Below are 23,536 nucleotides of genomic sequence, written 5' to 3'. Positions count from 1 at the left end.
CAGGACATGCCCAAAACCCGTACCTGCTACGTCCTTTTCAGGACGGCAATCACAGCACCAGCATGCCCAAAGGCGTTCAATATGTCAAACAGATGAAAACTTATTATTTACAACAGCAAACGGTATAGCCATGAAAATGCCCCAAATAACCGGGCAAGCAGAAGCGGCCAATCGCTAAGCATCAATGACTTGGCAAAGCCATTATCAGCTTTCGGCAATGCCGGCCAGATTGCTGCCAGCAGCGGCCGGGACTCTTGCCTTTTCACGGGCATCCGCACCCACCGCAATAGCCGAGTCCTGTGCCCACCAATCACTGCCGCTTCCCGGCAGGGTTAAACTCAGGGCCTCACCAAAAATCGGGGTGGCAATCTTCACCGACCGATCCCACGCCAGCGCCCGAATTTGCTCAAGGGGTTCAAACCAGTCGTGCAGCGCCAAATCAAAGGTGCCGTTATGGATGGGCACCATCACCTGCCCTTTTACATCCAGATGCGCCTGCAAACTCTCTTCCGGCATCATGTGAATATCGCGCCACAGCTCGTTGTAGGCGCCGGTTTCCATCAGGGTCACATCGAAGGGGCCAAGACGCTCACCGATTTCGGCAAACCCCGGAAAATAGCCCGAGTCACCGCTGAAAAACACCCGCGCCTGCTTACCGCGAATGGCCCAACCGGCCCACAGGGTTGAATCTCGGTCAAACAGTCCACGGCCGGAGAAGTGCTGCGCCGGGGTCGCGGTCAGCTCGATAGTGCCAAGTTGTGCAGACTGCCACCAATCCAGTTCAGTTATCCTGGCCTTATCGATGCCGAGGCGAATAAGGCGTTTACCCACCCCCAGTGGCATATAAAAGTGTTTTACCCGCCCTGCGAGCGCCTTGATGGCGGCGCTGTCCAGGTGATCGTAATGATCGTGACTTAAAATCACCCCATCGATGTCCGGCAGCGCCTCAATGGCAATGGGACTGGGATGAAAGCGCTTGGGGCCAGCCCACTGAAACGGGGAGGCGCGCTCACTGAATACAGGGTCAGTCAGCAACCATTTGCCATCGAGGTACATCAGCACAGTGGAATGACCCAGTCGATATAAGCGTGCCTGGGGCCGGGCAAGTTCGGCCTGGGTGATGGGTTCCAGTGGTACAGCGCTTTTCGGACTGGGGGCAGCGCGTTTGGCCCCCAGGTACGCCTTGATGATACCGACCAAATCCCCAAGACCTGCCCCATAGACCTTATGGCTATTGCGAAAACGGCCTTTGATTTTCGAGGCTTCACCGGCTTGCTGGGACATGCTGCACACTCCTGACTGGGTAGACGACACTGGGCACGAATAAGTAAACTACACTGTGCAGTTTACTTATGAATTTGGAAAAGTAAACTGCTCGGTGTAAAATTCAGCCATCTGATATCTCGAGTGGACACGACAAGGTGCAAACACCAAAACGAAATCGCAGTGAAATCAAACGCGAAGCCATAATGCTCGCCGCCAAGGAGTTATTTCAGACCCAGGGCGTGCAGGGGACCAGCATGGATGAGCTGGCGCGGGTGGCTGAGGTTTCCAAGCGCACCGTGTATAACCACTTCGCCAGTAAAGAGGCGCTGGTGCTGGAGCTGGTTGCCGAGCTGTGGCAATCCGCCAATGCCGATATCAAGGTGCGTTTTGTCAAAGACCAACCCCTGCATCCGCAGCTGCTTGAAGTCCTTAACGCCGAAATCGCCATCATGACCAACCCGGATTATCTCGAGCTGGTGCGGGTCGCCATTGGCCACTTTATGTTTCATCCCGGCGCGCTCAAATGTGAGCTTGAGAGCCGGGTCACCCACGAATCGGCGCTGCGCCGCTGGCTGTCTGAAGGCATCAAGTCCGGCGTTCTGCCCAAGCTTGATGTGAATGAAGTGGAAGCGACGCTGCATGGCATGATTAAGGGCGTGTGTTTTTGGCCGTCACTGATGCAACTGTGTGAACCGCTGCCCAAGGGCGAGCTTGAGCGCCTTGGCGCCGATATCGCCGCCTTTTTCGAGTTCAAATACTTAAGCGGCCGCCGCTAATCATCAGTCGGGCCACCATTAGGGTCGGCGCAGCGCGCCAATTTGCCCGCCCGGCTTTATGTCGGGCGCCCAACTAAGTTAGAATCCGGACTTATTGTTTACCCACAGGTTGTTTACGCACAGGCCCACCATGACCCAGGCACTTTTTTACGTACTTCCGCCGTCCCAAATGAGGGATGCTGCCGAGCTGCTGGCCTGCCGTCTGGCGGCGTTCCATTACCGCCGCGGCGCCTGGGTGTATATTCACTGCAACGATGAATCCCAAAGCTTCGCCATCGACGAGCAGCTTTGGCAGTTTGACCCCAACGATTTTGTGCCCCACAACCTCAAGGGCGAAGGGCCTCAGGGCGGCGCGCCGGTGGAAATCGGTCACGATCGCCTCGGGCCCTCAAAAAACCGCGGCATTCTGATAAATCTTGCAGAAAAAGTACCACCTTTTGCGGTACACTTTGGCCACTTTATCGACTTTGTCGCCGGTGACGAGGCCACCAAGGCACTGGCACGGCTGCGCTTTCGTGAGCTTCGCGGCCTTGGCATCGAGCCATCCACTCAGGATTTGGCGACACAACCCCTTAATCTAGTTTGAGAAAATCTGATCCCCATGGAAAAGACATACAATCCACAGTCCATCGAACAGGCCCTCTACCGCGTTTGGGAAGAAAAGGGTTACTTCAAGCCACACGGTGATGCCAGCCAGGGCAACTACTGCATCATGATCCCGCCGCCGAACGTCACCGGCAGCCTGCACATGGGTCACGCCTTCCAGGACACCATCATGGATACCCTCATCCGCTATCAGCGCATGAAGGGCAAAAACACCCTGTGGCAAGTGGGTACCGACCATGCCGGTATCGCCACCCAGATGCTGGTTGAGCGTAAGCTGGAAGCCGAACAGGGCAAGAGCCGCCATGATCTTGGCCGCGACGCCTTTATGGAAAAGGTATGGGAGTGGAAAGCCCAGTCCGGCGGCACCATCACCAGCCAGCTGCGCCGTATGGGCGCCTCCGTGGATTGGGACCGTGAGCGCTTCACCATGGATGAAGGCCTGTCCAACGCGGTGCAGGAAGTGTTCGTGCGCCTGTACGACGACAAACTGATTTACCGCGGCAAGCGCCTGGTAAACTGGGATCCCAAGCTGCACACCGCCATTTCCGATCTGGAAGTGGAAAACAAAGAAAAAGCGGGCCACATGTGGCACTTCCGCTATCCGCTGGCCGGCACCGAGCTGACCGCCGATGGCAAAGACTACCTGGTGGTAGCCACCACCCGTCCTGAAACCATGCTGGGCGACAGTGCCGTGGCCGTTCACCCCGAAGATGAGCGTTACGCGTCACTGATTGGCAAAGAAATCATTCTGCCTATCGTGAACCGCCGCATCCCCATCATCGCCGATGAATACGTGGATAAAGACTTTGGTACCGGCTGCGTTAAAATCACCCCGGCCCACGACTTCAACGACTACGAAGTGGGCAAGCGCCACAGCCTGCCGATGTTCAACATCCTCACCCAGGATGCCACCATCCGCGCCCTGGCCGAGGTACTCAACACCGACGGCAGCCACAACAGCGAGCTGGATGCCAGCCTGCCCGAGCGCTATGCCGGCCTCGACCGCTTCAAGGCCCGCGATGCTATTGTTGCTGAGTTTGAGACTCTGGGTCTCCTCGAAAAAATCGAGCCACACGCCCTCAAGGTGCCTTACGGCGACCGCTCCGGCGTAGTGATTGAGCCGCTGCTCACTGACCAGTGGTACGTTGCGGTACAAAAGCTTGCTCAGCCAGCCATCGAAGCGGTGGAAAACGGCGACATCAAGTTTGTGCCGCAGCAGTACGAAAACATGTACTTCTCCTGGATGCGCGACATTCAGGACTGGTGTATCTCCCGCCAGCTGTGGTGGGGTCACCGCATTCCTGCGTGGTACGACGAAGCCGGTAAGGTGTACGTTGGCCGCAGCGAAGACGAAGTACGCCAGAACCATAACCTCGGCGCCGACGTAAAACTGCGTCAGGACGACGACGTGCTGGATACCTGGTTCTCTTCTGCCCTGTGGACCTTCTCCACGCTTGGCTGGCCGGAAGAAACCCCAGAGCTCAAGACCTTCCACCCCACCGACGTGCTGGTGACAGGTTTTGACATCATCTTCTTCTGGGTTGCCCGGATGATCATGATGACCATGTACTTCGTTAAAGACGAAGACGGCAAGCCGCAGGTACCGTTCAAGACGGTATACGTAACCGGTCTTATCCGCGACGAACAGGGCAACAAGATGTCCAAGTCCAAGGGTAACGTACTGGATCCTTTGGATATGATTGACGGTATCGACCTTGAATCCCTGGTTCAGAAGCGTACCGGCAACATGATGCAGCCACAGCTTGCCGCCAAGATTGAAAAGAGCACCCGCAAGGAGTTCGAAAACGGCATCGAGCCACACGGCACAGACGCGCTGCGCTTCACCCTGGCGGCCATGGCCTCTACCGGCCGTGACATCAACTGGGACATGAAGCGCCTCGACGGCTACCGCAGCTTCTGCAACAAGCTGTGGAACGCCTCCCGCTATGTGCTGATGAACACCGAAGAGCAGGATTGCGGTCAAGGTGGGGGCGAGATGAAGCTGTCACTGGCCGACCGCTGGGTCATCGGCAAGTTCCAGGAAACCGTCAAAACCTTCGACGAGCACATCAACGCCTATCGATTTGATCTCGCCGCCAACACCCTGTACGAGTTCACCTGGAACCAGTTCTGTGACTGGTATCTGGAGCTGACCAAGCCAGTACTGCAAAACGGCTCTGAAGCCGAGCAGCGCGGCACCCGTCATACTCTGGTGACTGTACTTGAGCAGCTGCTGCGCCTGATGCACCCTATGATGCCGTACATCACCGAGACCATCTGGGATCGCGTGAAGCCGCTGGCGGGTGTTGAGGGCGACACCCTGATGCTGATGTCCTTCCCCGAGTTCGATGCCGCCAAGGTAGATGCCAAGGCCATGGCCGATCTCGAGTGGGTCAAGCAGGTGATTGTGGCCGTGCGTAACATCCGCGCCGAGCTCAACATTGCGCCAAGCAAGCCGCTGTCTGCCCTGCTGCGTGGTGTAAGCGATGAAGACAAGGCCCGCATCGAAGCCAACCAGGCCTTCTTCGGGACGCTTGCCAAGCTTGAGAGCATGACCATTCTCGCCGAAGGCGAAGCCGCCCCCATGGCCACCACTCAGCTGATTGGTGAAATGGAGCTGCTGATCCCTATGGCGGGCCTGATTGACGTTGCCGCCGAGATGGCCCGTATCGACAAGCAGCTGGAGAAGCTGACCGGTGAAGTGGCCCGTATCGAAGGCAAGCTGTCCAACCAAGGCTTTGTGGCCAAGGCCCCGGCTGAAGTGATTGAGAAAGAGCGTGCCAAGGCCGCCGACATCAAACGCGACATGGACAAGCTGACCGAGCAGAAAGCCGAGCTTGCCAAGCTGGAAGCCTGAGACGGTGTAAAGCCAAGTCTCTGACTCCGTAAAAAGCAGTAAAAAAGCAGCCATCTGGCTGCTTTTTTATTGGTTAATTTTTACTGAGCTCAAAAGCCTTTCTCAGTGCACCGTTTGATCAGTGCCGCTTAATCAATGCGCCGCTCAATCAGTGCGCCTTGGCACCAAGGCCGGTCAGCTCCACCGGGGTGACCATGGCGGCCGGGCTTAAGATTTGGCTTAAGGCATCGTCGCTCAAGAGCCCATCGCGGCGCACCAGCTCCGCCACACCTGCGCCGCTCAGCAGGGCTTCACCTGCGATACGGGTGGCGTTCTCATAACCGATGTGCGGCACCAGCGCCGTGACTATGCCGATGCTGGTGTTCAGGTGCTGCTCGCATTTGGCCTCGTTGGCTTCGATACCCTGAATACAGCGGCTATCGAGCATGGCGATGGCGCGGGTCAGCAAGGCGCAGTTATTCAAAAGGTTATAAACAATCACCGGCTCCATGGCGTTCAGTTGCAGCTGCGCCGCCTCGGCGGCCATGGTGATGGTCATGTCGGTGCCAATCACCTGAAACGCTACCTGATTCACGGCCTCAGGAATAACCGGGTTTACCTTGCCCGGCATAATGGAAGAACCCGGCTGCATCGCAGGCAAACGGATTTCCCCAAGGCCGGTGCGCGGACCACTTGAGAGCAGCCGCAGGTCGTTACTGAGTTTCGACAGCTTCACCGCCAGGCGCTTAAGCACAGATGACAGGGTCACAAAGGCACCCATATCGGTGGTGGCATCGATAAGATTGTCAGCCTGAATCACCGGCAGACCCGTGATATCGGCAAGGGCCTTCACCGCCAGCACGCCGTAAGCCGGATGGGTGTTAATGCCTGTGCCAATGGCGGTGCCGCCAAGGTTCACCACGCACAGCTCCTTGCAGGCATCGTCGATGCGGGCGATGTCCGACTTGAGGCTTGCGGCAAAGGCATCAAATTCCTGCCCCAGGGTCATGGGCACGGCATCCTGCAGCTGGGTGCGGCCCATCTTGAGGATATGGCCAAACTCGCGGCCCTTGGCCTCAAGGCTTAAGCAAATTGCCTCGATGGCGGTCTTGAGCGGCTCTACTGCTTCCACCATGGCCAGACGCGCCGCCGTCGGGTAGGCATCATTGGTGGACTGGGAGCAGTTCACATCGTTGTTGGGGTGCAGATGGCGATACTCGCCCTTGCCGTGGCCAAGCTTGGCAAGCGCCAGATTGGCAATCACTTCATTGGCATTCATGTTGGTGGAGGTGCCGGCGCCGCCCTGAATAAGGTCAACCACAAATTGGTCGTGCAGCGCGCCCTGGACGATGTCATCGCAGGCGGCGGCAATGGCGCTGGCCTTGCTGTCCGACAGCAGCCCCAGCCCATGGTTGGCGCGGGCGGCAGCGGCCTTTACCCTGGCAAGGGCGCGGATAAGCTCGGGGAAGGCGCTGATGGGGGTGCCGCTCAGGCTGAAGTTTTCCAGCGCTCTCTGGGTTTGAATGCCATACCAGGCGTGGGCAAGAACCGGGGCATCCCCCAGCAGGTCGTGTTCAATACGTGTATCCATCTTTATGGTGCGCTCCCGGACGCGGTCTTGGCTGGGCTGTCTCAATTGGGCTTGTTCTGGGGCAAGCCTGATTATTTCGCGCTATTACAGCAGCCTGCACTGCAATAAGGGAGTTGACGCACTGATGCAAACTGGCGCTGACTGGCGCAGTTTTAGCGACAAACAGCATCTGACGCAGTCTGTCGCACTTTGCCGCTTTTAGGTACACTTGGCGAACAGTTTCGAGCGATACGCGCGCCAATTGCCGCCGGGAATAATCACAGGTCTGCCATGCATCAGGAATTTGCCAAAAATCTTCGCCTCCTTTGCAGCTACTACCGCTCGGTAGCCGAGGTCTGTCGTCGCCTCGATATCAACCGGCCGCAGTTCAATCGCTATTTAAGTGGCAAGTATCGCCCCTCGGCCCATAGCCTGCGGCGCCTGTGCGATTTCTTCGGGGTAGAAGAGCATGAAATCCTCATGCCCCACAGCCAGTTTCAGCTGCTTATTCAGGTGCGGCCGCGCCCCAGTGAGCCTGTAAGCGAGGCGCCTGAGCTTGAGCATCTGGCCAGGCTGCAAAGCCTGAGTCAGGGGCTCGATAAGTACCTTGGCTATTACTTCGAATACCATCTGTCGATGGCCTTTCCGGGCAAGATTTTGCGCAATCTTATTTGCCTTGAGAAACAAGGCGGCAAGGTCTATTACCAACGCACCGAGCGCCTGCAGCAGGCCCCCGGTGAAAAGGTGTACCACAGCAAATATTTCGGTATGGCGCACCTCTTGGCCGACCGTATCTTTTTGATGGATTATGAGTCGCTTACCGGCAATCAGCTGACCCAAACCATCCTTATCCCCACCTTCAAGAGCCGGGTCGGCCGCTTAAGCGGTCTGCGCCTTGGCGCCTCGGCCAGCGGCGAGCGGATCCCCAGCTGCACCCGGGTGGTGTTCGAGTATCTGGGGCATCAGGTGGATATCCGCAAAACCCTTAAGCTTTGCACCACCTTGGACCCCGACAGCGGCCAGATAAGCCCTCGAATTCTGGAAGCGATTCAGAACGATATGGCGCCGGGCGAGCGCCACTTTCGCGCCCGCCACAGCTTTTAAACCACAGCGCAGTCCGCTTGACCTGCACTGGCAGCACAGGGCACACTTCTGGCTAGTCACCTGCAACCAAAGCCTTGAATGTCAAAGCGAATCATCGAGCTTAATCTCACCAATCTGCTGGCCGAAGGCGGCTACACAGCCAGCCTGCGGCTTGGCAGCGAAGCCCAGTCCGTTAACCTCATCATAGATACCGGCAGCTCGACCCTGGTGGTGCACGAAAGCGGCTATCAGGCAGCGAAGGACACCGAGCTTAAAGCCACCACCCTGGCCCAGGAAGTGAATTACGGCCTCGGCGGCTGGCTTGGCGCCGTGGTGCACACCCGCATACATGCCGGGGAGCTTGCCATGGCCAACACCCCGCTGGCACTGGTCCATGCCGAGGCTGAACACACCTTTTTGGATGCCGATGGTATCTGGGGCATGGCCTATCATCCCCTCAATCGCGGCTACGATCTGACCACGTACCTCACAAGCCACGGCATAGACCCGGCCAGCACCTTCCCCTGGCCCTTTCCCGATGAGGCGCATCCACTGGTTAAACAGCAGCTGGATGACTTTAAGGCGCTGCTCCCGCAACTGCCCGAAGAAGACGTGGCCACCTGCTTTACCCTGATGGAGGAGCGTGGCCTGTGCGCCAACCGCTTTACCCTGATAACCCGCCGCTCCAGTATCCACGTCACAGCACCGGATGCCTGCGCCAATACCCTCGCGGCCGATCCCCTCAATCAGGGACTGCTGATTTTAGGCAGCCATGAAGAAGATGCCGCGCCCAACCATAGCAGTGCGGTCGACCTCAAGGTGGTGCACGACCGCTATTACAACGTCAACTTAAAGGCGGTGCGCTGGCAAAACGATATCGATATTGCGCTGCCAACGGCGCAGGCAGCCCACCTCTGCCGGGGCTCCAGCAACGCCATTGTCGACTCGGGGGCTTCGCTGATTTGTCTGCCTGCGGTGGCCTTTACCCCACTGATGCAGCGGCTGTGGGCACTGTTACCCGACAGCAAGCAGCTGACTGCGCCTTTTATGGGCAATATCAGCCAAATTGTGGCAGCGCAAAAACAGGGCATCGACAGCAGCCAGCTCAAGCTCGACAGCTGGCCAAGGCTTGAATTGATATTTGAGGGCGAAAACGGTGAAGACGTCTGCCTTGGCGTGGATGCCCCCCACTACTGGCAGGTCAACGCGCCCGCCCACGGTAAGGCGGTATTTAAGCTCATGGGGCAACTGCCCCATTGGCCCGCCCAAAGCATACTTGGCTTGCCACTGTTTAATCCCTATCGGGTGGTGTTTCGCCGCGACCTGGGTGAGCAGGGCATTATCCGTTTTATTCCCCACCCTTCTTAGCCACCCCCTGTTAACCAAAGCCCTGTTAACCAAGGCCCCCTTAACCAACGCCCTCTTAACCAAAGTAAAGTAACGCCATGAAACAACTGATGAGTGAAAGGCTCACCCTGATCCCCATAGACACCAGCGACAGAGCGCTTGTGGTGGCGCTCAATACCGATGCACAGGTAATGACCTTTGTCGCCGAGCCCCAGTCTGTCGAGGCGGCCAACCGGATATTCGATATCATACTGCGTCAAACCCAGACGCAGCCGCCGAAAATGTACTGCTGGAAAATCACCACGGCGGCGCAGGCAACCGCAGTGGGGGTGATATCCCTGACCCGCATGAAAGGGGCGTATCAGGGATGGCTTGAAATCGGCGCCCTCAGCCTGCCAGCATTTTACGGCAAGGGATATATACCCGAAGCCATGGAGCTCGTCTGCGCTGACGCTCTGGAGCGTGACAAAATCAAAGGCATATACGCAAAGTTTCAGGCCGAACATCAGGCATCCTTGCGTATTACCCGCAAAACCCACTTCAGCACGCCACAACCCTCGGCTGATTTTCCCGGTTATCTTGAGTGCACCAGACGCAAAACTCGGTAAATCAGGTGTTTCCAATTCAGACACATCCTGTTAACTTAGCCCGCTAAGAACACCGAACTAAAGTGACTATGCCTGGAAGTCTCGTTTGTGTCGGCACCGGCATCTTGCTGGGCGGACACCTAAGCCCCCTCGCCCAAAACCTGATTGAACAGGCCGATGTGGTATTCAGCGGCATGTCAGATGGCTTTACCGAACTCTGGATTGAGGGGCTCGCCAAAGATGCCCGCAGCCTGCAACAGCATTACGCCGACGGCAAATCCCGCAACCTCACCTACAGCGAGATGGTCGATGCCATGCTCACTGAGGTGCGTTTGGGTAAAAAAGTCGTGGGCGCCTTTTATGGCCACCCCGGTATTTTCGCCAAGGCGCCCCACGAGGCCATAGCCACCGCCCGCGCCGAGGGCTTCGATGCGCGGATGATCCCCGGCATTTCTGCCGAAGATTGCCTTTATGCCGATTTGGGGCTGGACCCCGGCAAGACCGGCTGCCAACACTTTGAAACCACCCAGTTGATGCTGTATCAGCGCCGAATAGACCCAAGCGCGCTCCTTATATTGTGGCAACCGGCACTGGCCGGTGACCTGAGCATGGGCATTCGCCCCACCGGCCGCGCCGAGCGCGAACTCTTGGTAGAACTCTTAAGCCAGGACTACCCACTTAACCATGAGTGTATTCTCTACGAGGCCGCCACTACGGCGCTGCATAGTACCCGTATCGAGCGCCTGCCATTAAGTGCCCTGCCCCAGGCCAGGCTTGAGCTGCATACCACCCTGGTGCTGCCTCCAAGCCAGCCGCTCACGCCCAACAACCAGCTGCGTGCCCGCCTGCAAGCACTGGCAGACACGCAAACGCAAGGAACCCCGCAGGGCGCCACTGTACTGCCCTTTTCACGTAAAAAAGCGAACTAACCATAAGGAAGATAAGATGAATCAAGCTGTTGAAATTCTGACAAAACTGGGCACCGATACAACTGTGTCACTCGATACTCTGCCAGCCCACATCGCCGCCATGATCGAAGCTAAAGACATCGAAGCCCTGAAGGCCGAACTGGATGTGGCCAAGGACGTGTTTTGTATAATGTTTGCGCACGAGGACGATGACGAAGAAGAACAAAAACAAGAAGCAGAAACTACTCTGATACGCAACGCCTGCTAACCATAGCAGGTACTCATATTTTTGAATACAGCAAGTCATACAAACCACAAGAAGGAAGAAAAGATGAATCAAGCTGTTGAAATTTTGACCAAACTGGGCAGCAACACTGCCGTTTCGCTCGATGCCATGCCAGCCCACATCGCCGCCATGTTCGAGGCCAAGGACATAGAGGCACTCAAGGCCGAGCTTGATGTAGTACCAGACATCGTATGCATTTTCGCACCTGCCGAAGATCAAGAAAGCAAGGAAGACGAAGAGCAAGAAGAATCTCCGTCAAAAACGGAGATTGCAGCCTGTGCTTAGTGCACGAACCTTATTGATGATGGCCTGCTTTGTGCAGGCCATCACAGGTATATGCTGGGCAACAGATTGGAACGCTGAACTCAAAAATGCAGATCGCATCCGCTCCAGCGATAGCGAAGCTTTCAGTACAATTCTTAGTGAAATATCAGCCAATCAAAATGAACTATCTCCTTCGGAAAGTGATTATCTTGAATATTTAGAGGCTTACAAACTAATCTTTGATGGCGACTTCGTTGCTGCATTGGATGTTTACGAGAAATTATCCAAAGACGCTGTCAACCCAGACATCAAGTTCAGGTCGCTAATTTCACTAATTAACGCTTTTGCTATTCAGAGAAAGTGGAACGAAGGCCTAATATCGCTGGACAATGTTTTGACCCTTTTGCCCTCCATTCATGACCCCGAAATATCAGGCCTTGGTCTGATGGTTGCAAGTATCTTTTACAATCAGCTAGGGCAGTACTCCCTTGGACTTGAATACAGTAAACGCCTACAAAACGCACATAGCGATCCTCGAAATCAGTGCGCTGCTGAGCAACTAAAATTTGAAGCGTTACTTCAATTGGGATTGGCCCCAGATGAGTCGGCCAGTATTTTTTCCAATGGAGTTCAAGTGTGTAAGTCGGCAAAAGAAGCTGTAATTCAATCAAACATCATCCGCCTTTACGCCCAATTCTTGCTCGAAACCGATAACCAACCCTTGGCAGCCAAGGCATTGTTGGATGAAAACGAAGCTTTGGTACTGTCCGCCAAATACGCCCCTATAATTGCCATTTACCAAAGCTTGCAAGCCAAGGCCAACTGGGAGCTGGGGCAGCAGGAAAAAGCCTATCAACAGGCGTTGGCGGTGAGCCAATCGCCGGCGGCAGCCAATGCGCTGGAAGCCCTTATCCGTGCCAACAAGGTGCTGTTTGACTATCACAGCAGCCGCGGCAACAGCAAGGCGGCGCTGGAGGCCTACATCAAGTACGCCGAGGCCGATAAAGCCTATCTGGACGAAGTGAAAACCAAGACGTTGGCGTTTCAGTTGGCCCAGCACCAGAGCCTGGAGCAGCAAAACAAGATAAGCCTGCTGGATGAGCAGAATAAGCTCCTGAAGGTGCAGCAGCAGCTGGATCAGGCCCAGGCCTTCAATAACCGCCTGTTGATTGCCGTACTCTTTTGTATTGCCCTGGGCCTCGGTACCTGGGCCTGGCATTCCTGGCAGAGCCAAAAACGCCTCAGGCAACTGGCCGAATTCGACAATCTTACCGGGCTGTTCAGCCGTGGCCACTTTACCCAGGTGTCCCTGAGCGCGGTGGAGTACGCCAAAACCCTCAATGCCCCCATCAGCTGTATCCTGCTGGATGTGGATAAGTTCAAGCAGATTAACGACAGCCTGGGCCATGCCACCGGCGACTGGGCACTGAAAGAAGTGGCCAGGATCTGCAAAGAGCAGGTGCGGGAGTATGAGATTTTTGGCCGTATCGGCGGCGAAGAGTTTTGCCTGCTGCTGCCCGAGTGCGACCTAAAGCATGCCACCGAACTGGCCAATGCCATGTGTCAGGCCCTGAGAGGCGTGGATACCTCGGCTTCGGGACACGCCTTTGTGCTGACCGCAAGCTTTGGGGTAACCGACAACACCAGGGCGGGCTATTCCCTCGACAAGCTGATGGCCCAGGCCGACAAGGCCATGTACAGCGCCAAGACGCAGGGCCGCAATCAGGTACAGTGCTACTCTACCAGCCAATCCGTGCCGTCAACGCCGCAGGAAACGGTATAAGTAACGGCAAGGCCGCTGGAAACGACCTGAGCGTCCGGCTCCTGTACGTGAGTCAAGCAAAAAGGCCGCATAGCGGCCTTTTTGGTGGGCGTTTAACCGCCAAATCCACCGTTAGTCGGCGTCTTTAATCAGCGCGGCCAGGGTGAGCACACCGTGGGTGGTGGCACCGGCGGCCCACAACGCTCCTGCGCTGTCTTCAAAGGAGCCGGCAAGGTCCATGTGCAGCCACTTGGCATCGTCGCGTACAAAGCGCCACAGGAAGCCCGCAGCATTGGATGCACCACCGGCGCCGCCACCTTTCACAGGGCGGCTGTTGGCGGTATCGGCATAGGCCGATGGACACATGTCTTTGTGCCATGGGTCCAACGGCAGTGGCCATACCCGCTCGGCCACACTGCGGGCCTTTTCACGGGTCAGCGCAATCACGGCTTCGTCGGGCGAGAAGATAGCGTTGTAGTTACCGCCCACGGCCATCACGGCAGCGCCTGTGAGGGTGGCGGCATCGATAATGAGAGGTGCACCTGTGGCAGAGGCGGCCTGCAAACCGTCGGCCAGCACCAGGCGGCCTTCGGCGTCTGTATTGACCACTTCCACTGTCACACCGTTCTTGTAGGTGAGGATATCGCCAAGCTTATAGGCACGGCCGCTGACCAGGTTTTCGGCGCAGCACAAAAACAGCTTAACGCGCTTGTTCAGGCCATTTTTAATGGCCAGCCCCAGTGCGCCCGTGATGGTGGCAGCGCCGCCCATGTCGCACTTCATATTGAGCATACCTTCGCTGGCCTTGAGGCTGTAGCCGCCCGAGTCGAAGGTAATGCCCTTGCCCACCAGGGCCACAGACACAGGGGCATCGGCGCCCAGCGGGTTATAGTCCAGCTCCAGCATCGCCGGTGGACGCTCGCTGCCGCGCCCAACGGCGTGGATACCAATCCACTGCTCTTCCAGCAGTTGCTCGCCTTCGATGATGCGAAAGCTCACCTTGTCGCCACCGAGTTCTTTAATCCAGTGACCGGCCTGAGTGGCCAGTTTCACCGGTGACAGGTTTTCCGGGGTCTCGTTGGTGAGCTGGCGCACAAAGCGGGCAGCTTCCATGCGCGAAGCCAGTTCGCTCTGGGTGGCCTCATCGCCGGTCCAGCTGATGTCCCAGCCCGCCTTGGCGGTCACAAAGCCCTGAGCAAACACCCACTGGCGATTAAGATCCCAGCCCTCGCCTTCCAGTGCAGCGCTGGCAATGCCCTGACTGCGCAGTTTGCGGGCGGCCATCTGGATTTGACGCAGGACATCGGCGCCCTGCAGATGGATGCGGGCCAGATTGCCTTCGAATGTGATGTCGGCCTTGCCCCAATGGGCTGCCGGGGCTTCCTGGGTGAGGGTTACACGCATGGCTTGTGTCATCTTGCTTCCTTTTTCTGTGTTATTGGCGCCGGCTAGAAACACTGTGCCCAAAGCATTGCGCTTGAAGCAGGCGATATGCCACGAGTGTACCCCAGAAGGCCAAGGCGCTTAAAGTGGCCCCGGGGTTTCGACACGGCGGGCGGTAAAAAACGGGGCCGGGACTCTGCACGCCGATACAGGGACATGACCGTGCTTTTACAGTACACTGCCAGCTTTTGCGCCCCAATCGGTGCCTGTGGCAGTGTCGCCCGTAACGGTGCCGCCAGTTACGGCAGCAGGCCACTGCCCGGCCAAAGGAGATGCCATGGAATACGCAGCCCCCCTGTCCAGCGCTGTGCTCATCACCCGCTATAAACGGTTTTTAGCCGATGTGACCCTGGACGATGGCAGCCAGACAACCCTGCACTGCCCCAATACCGGCTCGATGAAAAACTGCCTGTATCCCGGCAAGCGGGTGTGGTTTTCCACTTCGGATAATCCCAAACGCAAGTACGCCCACACCTGGGAGCTGGCCGAAGATGACCGGGGTAATTTGATTGGCATTAACACGGCGCGGGCCAATCAGCTTGCCGAAGAAGCCATTGGGCTGGGGCAGATAACTGAGCTTCAGGGCTACGAGCTAATCCGCCGCGAAGTGAAGTATGGCAATGAGAACAGCCGTATCGACCTGCTGCTCAGCGGCGGACAGACACCCGACTGCTATATCGAAGTCAAAAGTTGCACCCTGCTGGACAATGACTGGGGGCTGTTTCCCGATGCGGTATCCACCCGAGGGCAAAAACACCTGCGGGAACTGATGGAGATGAAACGTCAGGGCTACCGGGCCGTGCTGCTGTTTGTAGTGCAACATCAGGGGATCCACAGGGTGGCGCCCGCCGAGGCGATAGACTCCAAATATGCCGCGCTGCTCCGGGAGGCCATGGCCGCGGGTGTTGAAGTGCTGGCTTATGGATGTATGATGAATAACAAAGGCTTGCAGTTAAATATCCCGATACCTTTCCACTCTGGCACCGAGTAAATCGGCGCTTAAAATTTGAAAATCGGCCGATTAGCGGACATCATCAAAGAATTCACAGGTGCTCATGTAAAATGTTTGCCTCACTTGTTTTATTTTGATATAGATAGCGGCCGTTCTAAGTGACGCCCGAACAACGCAAAGAATACAGGAGATGCGTTATGCCTGAAGGCACTAAAAAACTTGGCGTACTCGCTATCGCAGGTGTAGCGCCTTACCAGGAGCAACCTGGTGAGGAGTATATGAACGACCAGCAGTTGGGCCATTTCAAGAAGATCCTTGAAGCCTGGCGCAACCAGCTGCGTGAAGAAGTCGACCGCACCCTTTCGCACATGCAAGACGAAGCCGCCAATTTCCCCGATCCAGTCGACAGAGCCGCTCAGGAAGAGGAGTTCAGTCTGGAGCTTCGTGCCCGCGACAGAGAACGTAAACTCATCAAGAAGATTGAAAAGACGCTGCAAAGAATCGAAGACGATGACTTTGGTTTCTGCGACTCTTGCGGTGTGGAAATCGGCATTCGCCGTCTCGAAGCCCGCCCAACGGCCGATCTCTGTATCGACTGTAAAACGCTGGCAGAGATCAAAGAAAGGCAGATGGCCGGTTAATCCCCATCCACTGCAATTCGAAAGCGGGGCTCAGGCCCCGCTTGGCATTTCAGGAATCTGTTAACAGCGCCATGTCTTATCCTCCCTACATTGGCCGTTTTGCCCCCTCTCCCTCTGGCTCACTGCATTTTGGCTCGCTGATTGCCGCGCTGGGCAGCTACCTGCGCGCCCGCAGTCAGGGCGGACAGTGGCTGGTGCGCATTGAGGACATAGATCCGCCACGGGAAGTACCCGGCGCCGCCGATGACATATTGCGTACCCTGGATGCCTTTGGATTGCACTGGGATGGCGAGCTGATGTACCAAAGCCGACGCACCGAAGCCTATCAGGCCAAAATCGATGGGTTGCTGGCAAGCGGCGAGGCTTATTTTTGCCAGTGCAGCCGCAAGCAAATTCAGGCCATGGGCGGGGTTTACGATGGCCGCTGTCGCCACCTTGGCCACCAAAGCGGTGCCATACGTATCGTGAATCGTGCCCGGGTGAATCATTTTCATGATGGCCTGCTGGGCGAGGTGACAGTGCCAGAGAGCTTTGCCGCCGAAGACTTTATCATCAAGCGCAGCGATGGCCTTTACGCCTACCAGCTTGCGGTGGTGATGGACGATGCCGAAACCGGCATTACCGAGGTGGTGCGCGGTGCCGACCTGATTGAGGCCAGTTGTCGCCAGCTGAGCCTGTTCAATCAATTCGGCCATCAGGCGCCCGCCTGGATGCACCTGCCACTGGCCTGCGCCGAGGTAGGATTCAAGCTGTCGAAGCAAAACCATGCCACGCCGGTGGACAAGGCCAATCCCCTGCCTGCACTCAAGGCTGCGCTGGCCTTTTTGGGCCAGCCAATACCCGATGCACACAGCGTTGAAAGCCTGCTGGCACAGGCAGTCGCGGACTTTTCTGTGGACTCTATTCCAAGGCGGCGGGAAATCCTGATTGACAGTGGTGGCTAAGGCGCCTGCACACTGTCAATTGACCCCGTTTGGGGTTATCATAGCCGCCAGATTTTTAACCCCTAGTTAAGCTCAAGAGGTGTACCATTTTTCGCCGTATCACTCAGTTCTGTAAGCAACTGTTCGCCGAGGGCGAGCAGCATCCAACGACAGAATCGATTCAGCAGGGTGCCGACAATGCACAGGGCCTGAGTCTGAGCATCACGCCCCGAAATGCCCACACCATCTCGCGCAAAAACATCAGTGAAAATGCGCTCAAGGTGCTTTATCGCCTGAACAAGGCGGGTTACGAGGCCTTTTTGGTGGGTGGCGGTGTGCGCGATCTGCTGCTGGGTCTGGAGCCGAAAGACTTTGACGTGGTGACCAACGCCACCCCCGAAGACATCAAAAAGCTGTTCCGCAACTGCCGTTTGGTCGGCCGCCGTTTCCGTTTGGCCCATATAGTCTTTGGCCGTGACGTGATTGAAGTGGCTACCTTCCGTGGTCATCACGGCAATGAGGATGGCGACAAGATTTCCAAGGCCAATGCCGAGGGACGCCTGCTGCGGGACAACGTGTACGGCTCTATCGATGAAGACGCCGAACGCCGCGACTTTACCGTAAACGCCCTCTACTACGACATCAGCGACTACTCTATCCGCAGCTATGGCGGCGGTATGGAAGATCTCAACGACGGCGTACTGCGCCTGATTGGCGATCCCGAGACCCGCTACCGTGAAGACCCGGTGCGCATGATCCGCGCCGTGCGTTTTGCCACCAAGCTGGGGATGCGTATCGAAGAGGTTACAGCCGCGCCAATCCGCAAGCTGGCACCGCTGCTGCGTGACATTCCGGCCGCCCGCATGTACGAAGAAGTGCTCAAGCTGTTTTTTGCGGGCAAGGGCCAGGCAAACTATCAGATGATGCAGGAATATCAGCTGTTTGCGCCGATTTTCCCGCTGCTGGCCGACACCATTGCCGACTCGCCAAAAGGCCACTGTGCCCGCATGGTGAACCTGGTGATGCGTAATACCGACATCCGGGTAATGGAAGACAAGCCAGTCACACCGGCCTTCTTCTATGCGGCCCTGCTGTGGTATCCGCTGAAAAGCCGCGCCGAAGAAATTGCCAACGAGAGTGGCCTGAGCCTGTACGATGCCTATTTTGCCGCCATGGGCGATGTGCTCGAGCAGCAATGCCAGACCATTTCGCTGCCCAAGCGCTTCAGCGTGCCGGCCCGGGATATCTGGCAGATGCAGCTCAGATTCGAGCGCAGCCAGGGCACCCGAGCCTTTAAACTGATGGAAAACCCCAAGTTCCGCGCCGGTTACGATTTGCTGCTGATGCGCGCCGAAATTGAGGGTGGCAATCTGCAAAAGACCGCCAACTGGTGGCAGTCGTTTGTGGAAGCGCCGGAAGAAGAACGCGGCAATATCGCCCGTGGCGGTGCCAAGAGCGATGCTCCCCGTAACCGCAAGCGCCGGGTGCGCCGTCGCCCCCGCAGTGAAGGCGGCAGCGGTGAAGGTGCCAGGGCTCACACCGGCAGCGACAGCTGAATATGACCCAGGTTTATGTGGCTCTCGGCGCCAATCTCGCCGAGCCCATCAGCCAACTGAACAGGGCCTGCGAGGCCCTGTTGTCCTTGGCAGCCCCGGGCAGTTTCAGGGTATCGCCCTACTATGGCAGTTGCCCCATGGGCCAGGTCGCACAGCCCGATTACGTGAATGCCGTCGCCTGCTTTGACACTGAGCTTGAGCCGCTGGCGCTGCTGGATGCCCTGCAAGCCATTGAACTTGAGCAGGGCCGTGAGCGCCTGGTGCGCTGGGGCCCCCGTACCCTGGATTTGGATTTGGTGCTGTATGGCAATCAAGTGATTTGCAGCGACAGACTCACAGTGCCCCACTACGGCATGAAAGACCGCAGTTTTGTGCTTATTCCGCTTGAATGCCTGACTCCGGGGCTGATGTTGCCCTGTGGCACCCCAGTCCAGAGCCTTATCACCCAGGCAATGCGGGACGAGCTTCACCAACTGACACCCTGCGATTGAAGTCAGACCTCAGTTGGCTTATAACTCCACTTCACACTCGCTGGTAGAGAAACGCATTATGTCCAAAGTCACCACCTCGACCCTGATGAAGTTTAAACAGGAAGGGAAAAAGTTCACCGCGCTGACCGCTTATGATGCCAGTTTTGCCGCCGCTTTTGACAGTGAGGGCGTTGATGTCCTGCTGGTGGGCGACTCGCTGGGCATGGTACTGCAGGGGCACGAGGATACCTTGCCGGTTACTGTGCAAGACATTGCCTACCACACCCGCTGTGTGCGTCGCGGTATTTCTCGCGCGCTGCTGATAGCCGACCTGCCCTTTATGAGTTATGCCACCGTGGAGCAGACCATGACCACGGCCACTGCCCTGATGCAGGCCGGTGCCAACATGGTGAAACTGGAAGGTGGTGAATGGCTGCTGGAAAGCGTGAAAAAACTCACCGAGCGTGGCGTGCCCGTGTGTGCCCACATCGGCCTGACACCTCAGTCGGTGCACGTTTTCGGAGGCTTTAAGGTACAGGGCCGCGATGCCGACAATGCCCAGCGTATTTTGAATGAAGCCAAGGCACTGGAAGCCGCAGGCGCCCAGCTGCTGGTGATTGAATGTATTCCGGCGTCGCTGGCAAAGGCCATTACCGAGGCCCTGACCATTCCCGTGATTGGCATTGGTGCCGGTAAAGACACTGACGGCCAGATTTTGGTGATGCACGATGTACTGGGCATCTCCAGTGGTTATATTCCACGTTTTTCAAAGAATTACTTAAAGCAGACCGGTGAAATCCGCGCTGCGGTACGCGCCTTTATTGACGAAGTGGCCGATGGCAGCTTCCCTGGCCCAGAACACACCTTTAATTGAGACACAGATGTACACAACCGCTGTAATCGATGAAATCAGACGTCAGGTGCGCCAGTGGCGCGCCAATGGCGAAACCGTGGCCTTTGTGCCCACCATGGGTAACCTCCATGCCGGGCACATCACCCTGATAAAAGAAGCCACACAACGTGCCGACCACGTGGTGGCCTCGATTTTCGTCAACCCCATGCAGTTTGGTAAAAACGAGGATCTGGACGCCTACCCTCGCACCCTGGCAGAAGATCAGGCCGCGCTGACCGCCGCCGGTTGTGAGCTGCTGTTTACCCCAACGCCTGACATCATTTATCCCAAGGGACTGGATGCCCAGACCTATGTGGAAGTGCCGGGCATTTCCGATGAGCTGTGCGGTGCCAGCCGTCCGGGCCATTTCCGTGGCGTGGCCACCATAGTGCTGAAGCTGTTTAACATAGTGCAGCCCGATGTGGCCCTGTTTGGCCGCAAGGATTATCAGCAGCTTCTGGTCATTCGCACCATGGTGGAAGACCTGTCTTTGCCGCTGGAAATCATCGGCGTGGAAACCGTGCGCGAAGCCAGTGGCCTTGCCATGAGCTCCCGCAACGGTTACCTGACCGCCGATGAAAAGGCCCGCGCCGCCGCCCTCAAGGCCGCCCTGGATGCCCTTGCCGCACAAATCGCTGCAGGCAGCACCATCGCTGCCGCCATCGCCAAGGCCAATACGTCCCTGATGGATGCCGGGTTCCGCCCGGACTATCTGGAAGTGCGCAGCGCCACCACCCTGGCCCTGCCCACGGATGCCGACAAGGAACTGGTGGTGCTCGGTGCCGCATACCTTGGCAAGGCCCGCCTGATTGATAATCTGGTTTTCAGCCGCTAAGGTTAAACAGACATACGAAGGGAGCCAAGGCTCCCTTTTTTATTGTCGCGAAGACGGTAAATTCGTCACCAAGTACATATTTTAACTGGTGTTTTTTATTGACGTGCGCCATATTATTGGCAGTCACACCCGAAAGCCGAGAAGGTTTTGGGAACCAGGTTTTTACACAGAATCAAAAGGATGTGCCACCCATGCGAGCCCTTGCTCCCTTGCTGCTATGTCTGTTGCCGCCCATGGCGAGCGGCGCGGACACCATTTATAAATGCATCAAGGATGACAGGGTGGTGTATTCCCAGACCAATTGCCCCGGCGAATACCACCAGCGCGAGATGGCGTTTGAGTTTGGCCTGACCCGGGAAGTGGACTCGGACAAACCCAAGGACCCCAACGATCCCCTGACCGAACTGTTAAACGGGAAAACCATTACCAGCGAGAAGATGCTGGCGCTTATCGACAGTGAAATCTATCGCCTGAATCAGGAAAACAGCTACATAGAGGTGCTGCGGGCCAGCGAGAAGAAAAAGCTGGATCGCAAACGCTTTTGGCGAGGCGCTCCGGAAACCGATCCGGAGTTTTTAAAAGAAGTGGCGGCGATGAACCAGAGATTTGATGAAATGAAAGGCGCCAACGACGCCTCCATTTCGTCCCTCAAGGCAAGGCGGGACACAGTTGCCACCGCCGATGCCCACTAGGCTGGACGGCCACCCCGGCCGCTGTCAGCTGCGAAGTCCAATACCCCGTGAAATCAGGTAATACGCCAGATACCACAGCCCCACACACAGGCTCAGCATCACAGCAAAAGACACGCCCAGACTCAAATCTGCCACCCCGAGAAAGCCGTAGCGGAACAGGTTTATCATGTAAACCACGGGGTTTAAGGTAGAGACCGCATGCCAAAAGTCAGGCAGCAAGGAAAGCGAATAGAACACCCCACCCAGATAGGTCAGTGGCGTCAGCACGAAAGTGGGGATAATGCTGATGTCATCGAAGCTCTTGGCAAACACCGCATTGATAAGCCCGCCCAGTGAAAAGAGCACAGAGGTAATAAACACGGTCACAGCCACCAGCCCCAGATGATGGATGCTCAGATCAACAAAGCTCAATGCGACCAGGGTTACTATCAGGCCCACGCAGAGACCACGGGCCACGCCGCCACCCACGTAACCGGCAATCATAACGTAATGGGGCACGGGCGCCACGATAAGCTCTTCGAGGTTGCGCTGAAACTTGGCGCTGAAGAAGCTGGATGCCACGTTGGAGTAGGAGTTGGTGATGACCGACATCATGATGAGACCGGGGGCAATAAACTCCATATAGCTAACGCCGCCCATTTCGCCGATACGGCCGCCCACCAGATTACCAAAAATCATAAAATACAGGGTCATGGTGATGGCTGGTGGCACCAGAGTTTGCACCCAGATACGGGTGAAACGGGTGATTTCTTTAATCAGAATGCTTTTGAAAGCGGTCAGGTACAAGGCCTTCATCTCAGTTGTGGCTCCCCGTTGCTTTGGCCTGTTTGGCCCCTTCCACCAGCGCCACAAACAGCTCTTCCAGACGGTTGGCTTTGTTGCGCATCGACAGCACCTCTATGCCCTGCGCCGACAGCTGGGCAAAGAGTTGATTGAGGCTGTGCTCTTTGGCGATATCCACCTCGAGGGTGTGATTATCTACCAGGCGACACTGGATCCCATCAAGGGCTGGCAGTGCGTCGACATCACGCTTCAGATCCAGGATAAAGGTTTCCATATTCAGCTTGGCCAGCAGCTTTTTCATGCTGGTGCACTCCACCAGATCCCCTTTGTCGATAATGCCGATATTGCGGCACAGCATTTCGGCTTCTTCGAGGTAGTGGGTGGTGAGAATAATGGTAACGCCCTGACGGTTAAGCTCGGTTAAAAAGCTCCACATGGAGCGGCGCAGCTCAATGTCCACCCCGGCTGTGGGCTCATCCAGAATAAGCAGCTTGGGTTCGTGCATCAGGGCTCGGGCAATCATCAGACGGCGCTTCATGCCGCCGGACAGCTGACGGGACGGGCTGTTACGCTTCTCCCAAAGATCCAGCGCGCTGAGGTATTTCTCGGCCCGCAGCAAGGCCTCAGGACGGGGCACACCATAGTATCCGGCCTGATTGACCACGATTTGCAGTACGGTTTCAAACTGGTTGAAGTTGAATTCCTGCGGTACCAGCCCGATACACAGCTTGGCGGCCTCAAGCTGCCTGTCGATATCATGGCCAAAGACTTCTACTTTGCCGCTGCTCTTTTGCACCAGCGAACTGATAATGCCTATGGTGGTGGACTTACCGGCACCGTTGGGGCCGAGCAGGGCAAAAAAGTCCCCCTTGGCCACTTCAAGGCTGATGCCCTTGACTGCCTCCACACCGCCTTTGTAGGTTTTCTTCAGCCCTTCTATTCTGAGTGCCACCCCAGTTGCAGCCTCTGTCATTGCTTCCCCTCGCTGAACCTGAATTTAAAACCAACTGTCTTGATGCCTTAAACAAAAGCGGGGGCCAAAGCCCCCGATTTCACCC

General features: G+C 56.7%; 23 protein-coding genes. 18 read left to right on the top strand and 5 right to left on the bottom strand.

Annotated features, from left to right (window positions below; genetic code table 11):
* Positions 1-204 precede the first annotated feature (204 nt).
* The gene (locus tag K0H79_RS04015) at positions 205-1,284 is read right to left on the bottom strand and encodes an MBL fold metallo-hydrolase (protein WP_220077410.1); all 1,080 of its coding nucleotides are present in this window, start codon (positions 1,282-1,284) and stop codon (positions 205-207) included.
* A 137-nt stretch (positions 1,285-1,421) separates the two neighbouring features.
* On the opposite strand from K0H79_RS04015, the gene K0H79_RS04010 reads away from it, so the two are divergent.
* The 3 genes from K0H79_RS04010 to K0H79_RS04000 all read left to right on the top strand — a co-directional run bounded on the left by K0H79_RS04010 (position 1,422) and on the right by K0H79_RS04000 (position 5,505).
* Positions 1,422-2,042 carry a TetR/AcrR family transcriptional regulator gene (locus tag K0H79_RS04010; RefSeq protein WP_220077409.1) on the top strand — a complete coding sequence of 207 codons (621 nt, stop codon included), beginning with the start codon at positions 1,422-1,424 and terminating at the stop codon, positions 2,040-2,042.
* A gap of 130 nt (positions 2,043-2,172) precedes the next feature.
* Complete coding sequence (locus K0H79_RS04005; protein ID WP_126165928.1) at positions 2,173-2,628, top strand: DNA polymerase III subunit chi; 456 nt, start codon at positions 2,173-2,175, stop codon at positions 2,626-2,628.
* Positions 2,629-2,643: 15 nt separating this feature from the next.
* A complete protein-coding gene (locus tag K0H79_RS04000) occupies positions 2,644-5,505 on the top strand; it encodes a valine--tRNA ligase (RefSeq protein ID WP_220077408.1) in 2,862 nt (953 codons plus the stop codon).
* 148 nt (positions 5,506-5,653) lie between these two features.
* Here the strand turns inward: K0H79_RS04000 and K0H79_RS03995 are convergent, their stop codons facing one another.
* Entirely contained in the window at positions 5,654-7,075 is a 1,422-nt protein-coding gene (locus K0H79_RS03995) for an aspartate ammonia-lyase (RefSeq protein WP_220077407.1), read from the bottom strand.
* A gap of 270 nt (positions 7,076-7,345) precedes the next feature.
* On the opposite strand from K0H79_RS03995, the gene K0H79_RS03990 reads away from it, so the two are divergent.
* The 7 genes from K0H79_RS03990 (at position 7,346) to K0H79_RS03960 (ending at position 13,312) form a co-directional block, all read left to right on the top strand.
* Complete coding sequence (locus K0H79_RS03990; protein ID WP_220077406.1) at positions 7,346-8,158, top strand: helix-turn-helix transcriptional regulator; 813 nt, start codon at positions 7,346-7,348, stop codon at positions 8,156-8,158.
* 78 nt (positions 8,159-8,236) lie between these two features.
* The gene (locus tag K0H79_RS03985; RefSeq protein ID WP_220077405.1) at positions 8,237-9,505 is read left to right on the top strand and encodes a pepsin-like aspartic protease; all 1,269 of its coding nucleotides are present in this window, start codon (positions 8,237-8,239) and stop codon (positions 9,503-9,505) included.
* A 77-nt stretch (positions 9,506-9,582) separates the two neighbouring features.
* Positions 9,583-10,092: a GNAT family N-acetyltransferase gene (locus K0H79_RS03980; RefSeq protein WP_220077404.1), complete on the top strand. Its 510-nt coding sequence runs from the start codon at positions 9,583-9,585 to the stop codon at positions 10,090-10,092.
* 68 nt (positions 10,093-10,160) lie between these two features.
* Positions 10,161-11,000 (top strand): SAM-dependent methyltransferase, encoded by an 840-nt coding sequence (locus tag K0H79_RS03975; RefSeq protein WP_220077403.1) that lies wholly within the window; start codon positions 10,161-10,163, stop codon positions 10,998-11,000.
* Positions 11,001-11,016: 16 nt separating this feature from the next.
* Positions 11,017-11,247: a hypothetical protein gene (locus tag K0H79_RS03970; RefSeq protein ID WP_220077402.1), complete on the top strand. Its 231-nt coding sequence runs from the start codon at positions 11,017-11,019 to the stop codon at positions 11,245-11,247.
* A 63-nt stretch (positions 11,248-11,310) separates the two neighbouring features.
* A complete protein-coding gene (locus tag K0H79_RS03965) occupies positions 11,311-11,550 on the top strand; it encodes a hypothetical protein (RefSeq protein WP_220077401.1) in 240 nt (79 codons plus the stop codon).
* Between the two features lie 613 nt (positions 11,551-12,163).
* Positions 12,164-13,312, top strand: coding sequence for a GGDEF domain-containing protein (locus K0H79_RS03960; protein ID WP_258405472.1), 1,149 nt, complete (start codon positions 12,164-12,166; stop codon positions 13,310-13,312).
* A gap of 111 nt (positions 13,313-13,423) precedes the next feature.
* Here the strand turns inward: K0H79_RS03960 and pepB are convergent, their stop codons facing one another.
* Entirely contained in the window at positions 13,424-14,707 is a 1,284-nt protein-coding gene (gene pepB / locus K0H79_RS03955; protein WP_220077400.1) for an aminopeptidase PepB, read from the bottom strand.
* 304 nt (positions 14,708-15,011) lie between these two features.
* Between pepB and sfsA the strand changes: the two genes are divergently transcribed.
* The 8 genes from sfsA to K0H79_RS03915 all read left to right on the top strand — a co-directional run bounded on the left by sfsA (position 15,012) and on the right by K0H79_RS03915 (position 21,695).
* The gene (gene sfsA / locus K0H79_RS03950) at positions 15,012-15,725 is read left to right on the top strand and encodes a DNA/RNA nuclease SfsA (protein ID WP_220077399.1); all 714 of its coding nucleotides are present in this window, start codon (positions 15,012-15,014) and stop codon (positions 15,723-15,725) included.
* A 158-nt stretch (positions 15,726-15,883) separates the two neighbouring features.
* Positions 15,884-16,327: an RNA polymerase-binding protein DksA gene (gene dksA, locus K0H79_RS03945; protein ID WP_011758897.1), complete on the top strand. Its 444-nt coding sequence runs from the start codon at positions 15,884-15,886 to the stop codon at positions 16,325-16,327.
* A 71-nt stretch (positions 16,328-16,398) separates the two neighbouring features.
* Positions 16,399-17,271, top strand: a complete 873-nt coding sequence (gene gluQRS, locus K0H79_RS03940) for a tRNA glutamyl-Q(34) synthetase GluQRS (protein ID WP_220077398.1) — start codon at positions 16,399-16,401, stop codon at positions 17,269-17,271.
* Between the two features lie 260 nt (positions 17,272-17,531).
* Positions 17,532-18,806, top strand: coding sequence for a polynucleotide adenylyltransferase PcnB (pcnB, locus tag K0H79_RS03935; protein WP_309304484.1), 1,275 nt, complete (start codon positions 17,532-17,534; stop codon positions 18,804-18,806).
* Positions 18,807-18,808: 2 nt separating this feature from the next.
* Complete coding sequence (gene folK, locus K0H79_RS03930; protein ID WP_220077397.1) at positions 18,809-19,297, top strand: 2-amino-4-hydroxy-6-hydroxymethyldihydropteridine diphosphokinase; 489 nt, start codon at positions 18,809-18,811, stop codon at positions 19,295-19,297.
* A gap of 58 nt (positions 19,298-19,355) precedes the next feature.
* The gene (gene panB / locus K0H79_RS03925; protein WP_203326132.1) at positions 19,356-20,150 is read left to right on the top strand and encodes a 3-methyl-2-oxobutanoate hydroxymethyltransferase; all 795 of its coding nucleotides are present in this window, start codon (positions 19,356-19,358) and stop codon (positions 20,148-20,150) included.
* A 7-nt stretch (positions 20,151-20,157) separates the two neighbouring features.
* Positions 20,158-21,003, top strand: coding sequence for a pantoate--beta-alanine ligase (gene panC, locus K0H79_RS03920; protein ID WP_220077396.1), 846 nt, complete (start codon positions 20,158-20,160; stop codon positions 21,001-21,003).
* Between the two features lie 191 nt (positions 21,004-21,194).
* Positions 21,195-21,695: a DUF4124 domain-containing protein gene (locus tag K0H79_RS03915; protein WP_220066880.1), complete on the top strand. Its 501-nt coding sequence runs from the start codon at positions 21,195-21,197 to the stop codon at positions 21,693-21,695.
* Positions 21,696-21,719: 24 nt separating this feature from the next.
* Here K0H79_RS03915 and K0H79_RS03910 read toward each other — a convergent pair whose 3' ends face one another.
* Both K0H79_RS03910 and K0H79_RS03905 read right to left on the bottom strand, forming a co-directional pair.
* Positions 21,720-22,490: an ABC transporter permease gene (locus K0H79_RS03910; RefSeq protein ID WP_203326129.1), complete on the bottom strand. Its 771-nt coding sequence runs from the start codon at positions 22,488-22,490 to the stop codon at positions 21,720-21,722.
* Between the two features lies 1 nt (position 22,491).
* Positions 22,492-23,451: an ABC transporter ATP-binding protein gene (locus tag K0H79_RS03905; protein WP_220077395.1), complete on the bottom strand. Its 960-nt coding sequence runs from the start codon at positions 23,449-23,451 to the stop codon at positions 22,492-22,494.
* Positions 23,452-23,536: the final 85 nt, after the last annotated feature.

Origin of the sequence: Shewanella sp. FJAT-52076 (genome assembly GCF_019457455.1) — a bacterium.
GTDB classification, from domain to species: Bacteria; Pseudomonadota; Gammaproteobacteria; order Enterobacterales; family Shewanellaceae; genus Shewanella; species Shewanella zhangzhouensis.
Note: the sequence above shows the minus strand (reverse complement) of the source record. Positions and strands in the feature narration are given on the sequence as shown.

Excerpts from the sequence above, each read along its gene's own strand:
- K0H79_RS04015 (WP_220077410.1), bottom strand. The coding sequence starts at position 1,284 with ATGTCCCAGCAAGCCGGTGAAGCCTCGAAAATCAAAGGCCGTTTTCGC.
- K0H79_RS04005 (WP_126165928.1), top strand. The coding sequence starts at position 2,173 with ATGACCCAGGCACTTTTTTACGTACTTCCGCCGTCCCAAATGAGGGAT.
- K0H79_RS04000 (WP_220077408.1), top strand. The coding sequence starts at position 2,644 with ATGGAAAAGACATACAATCCACAGTCCATCGAACAGGCCCTCTACCGC.
- K0H79_RS03995 (WP_220077407.1), bottom strand. The coding sequence starts at position 7,075 with ATGGATACACGTATTGAACACGACCTGCTGGGGGATGCCCCGGTTCTT.
- K0H79_RS03990 (WP_220077406.1), top strand. The coding sequence starts at position 7,346 with ATGCATCAGGAATTTGCCAAAAATCTTCGCCTCCTTTGCAGCTACTAC.
- K0H79_RS03985 (WP_220077405.1), top strand. The coding sequence starts at position 8,237 with ATGTCAAAGCGAATCATCGAGCTTAATCTCACCAATCTGCTGGCCGAA.
- K0H79_RS03980 (WP_220077404.1), top strand. The coding sequence starts at position 9,583 with ATGAAACAACTGATGAGTGAAAGGCTCACCCTGATCCCCATAGACACC.
- K0H79_RS03975 (WP_220077403.1), top strand. The coding sequence starts at position 10,161 with ATGCCTGGAAGTCTCGTTTGTGTCGGCACCGGCATCTTGCTGGGCGGA.
- K0H79_RS03970 (WP_220077402.1), top strand. The coding sequence starts at position 11,017 with ATGAATCAAGCTGTTGAAATTCTGACAAAACTGGGCACCGATACAACT.
- K0H79_RS03965 (WP_220077401.1), top strand. The coding sequence starts at position 11,311 with ATGAATCAAGCTGTTGAAATTTTGACCAAACTGGGCAGCAACACTGCC.
- pepB (WP_220077400.1), bottom strand. The coding sequence starts at position 14,707 with ATGACACAAGCCATGCGTGTAACCCTCACCCAGGAAGCCCCGGCAGCC.
- sfsA (WP_220077399.1), top strand. The coding sequence starts at position 15,012 with ATGGAATACGCAGCCCCCCTGTCCAGCGCTGTGCTCATCACCCGCTAT.
- dksA (WP_011758897.1), top strand. The coding sequence starts at position 15,884 with ATGCCTGAAGGCACTAAAAAACTTGGCGTACTCGCTATCGCAGGTGTA.
- gluQRS (WP_220077398.1), top strand. The coding sequence starts at position 16,399 with ATGTCTTATCCTCCCTACATTGGCCGTTTTGCCCCCTCTCCCTCTGGC.
- folK (WP_220077397.1), top strand. The coding sequence starts at position 18,809 with ATGACCCAGGTTTATGTGGCTCTCGGCGCCAATCTCGCCGAGCCCATC.
- panB (WP_203326132.1), top strand. The coding sequence starts at position 19,356 with ATGTCCAAAGTCACCACCTCGACCCTGATGAAGTTTAAACAGGAAGGG.
- panC (WP_220077396.1), top strand. The coding sequence starts at position 20,158 with ATGTACACAACCGCTGTAATCGATGAAATCAGACGTCAGGTGCGCCAG.
- K0H79_RS03915 (WP_220066880.1), top strand. The coding sequence starts at position 21,195 with ATGCGAGCCCTTGCTCCCTTGCTGCTATGTCTGTTGCCGCCCATGGCG.
- K0H79_RS03910 (WP_203326129.1), bottom strand. The coding sequence starts at position 22,490 with ATGAAGGCCTTGTACCTGACCGCTTTCAAAAGCATTCTGATTAAAGAA.
- K0H79_RS03905 (WP_220077395.1), bottom strand. The coding sequence starts at position 23,451 with ATGACAGAGGCTGCAACTGGGGTGGCACTCAGAATAGAAGGGCTGAAG.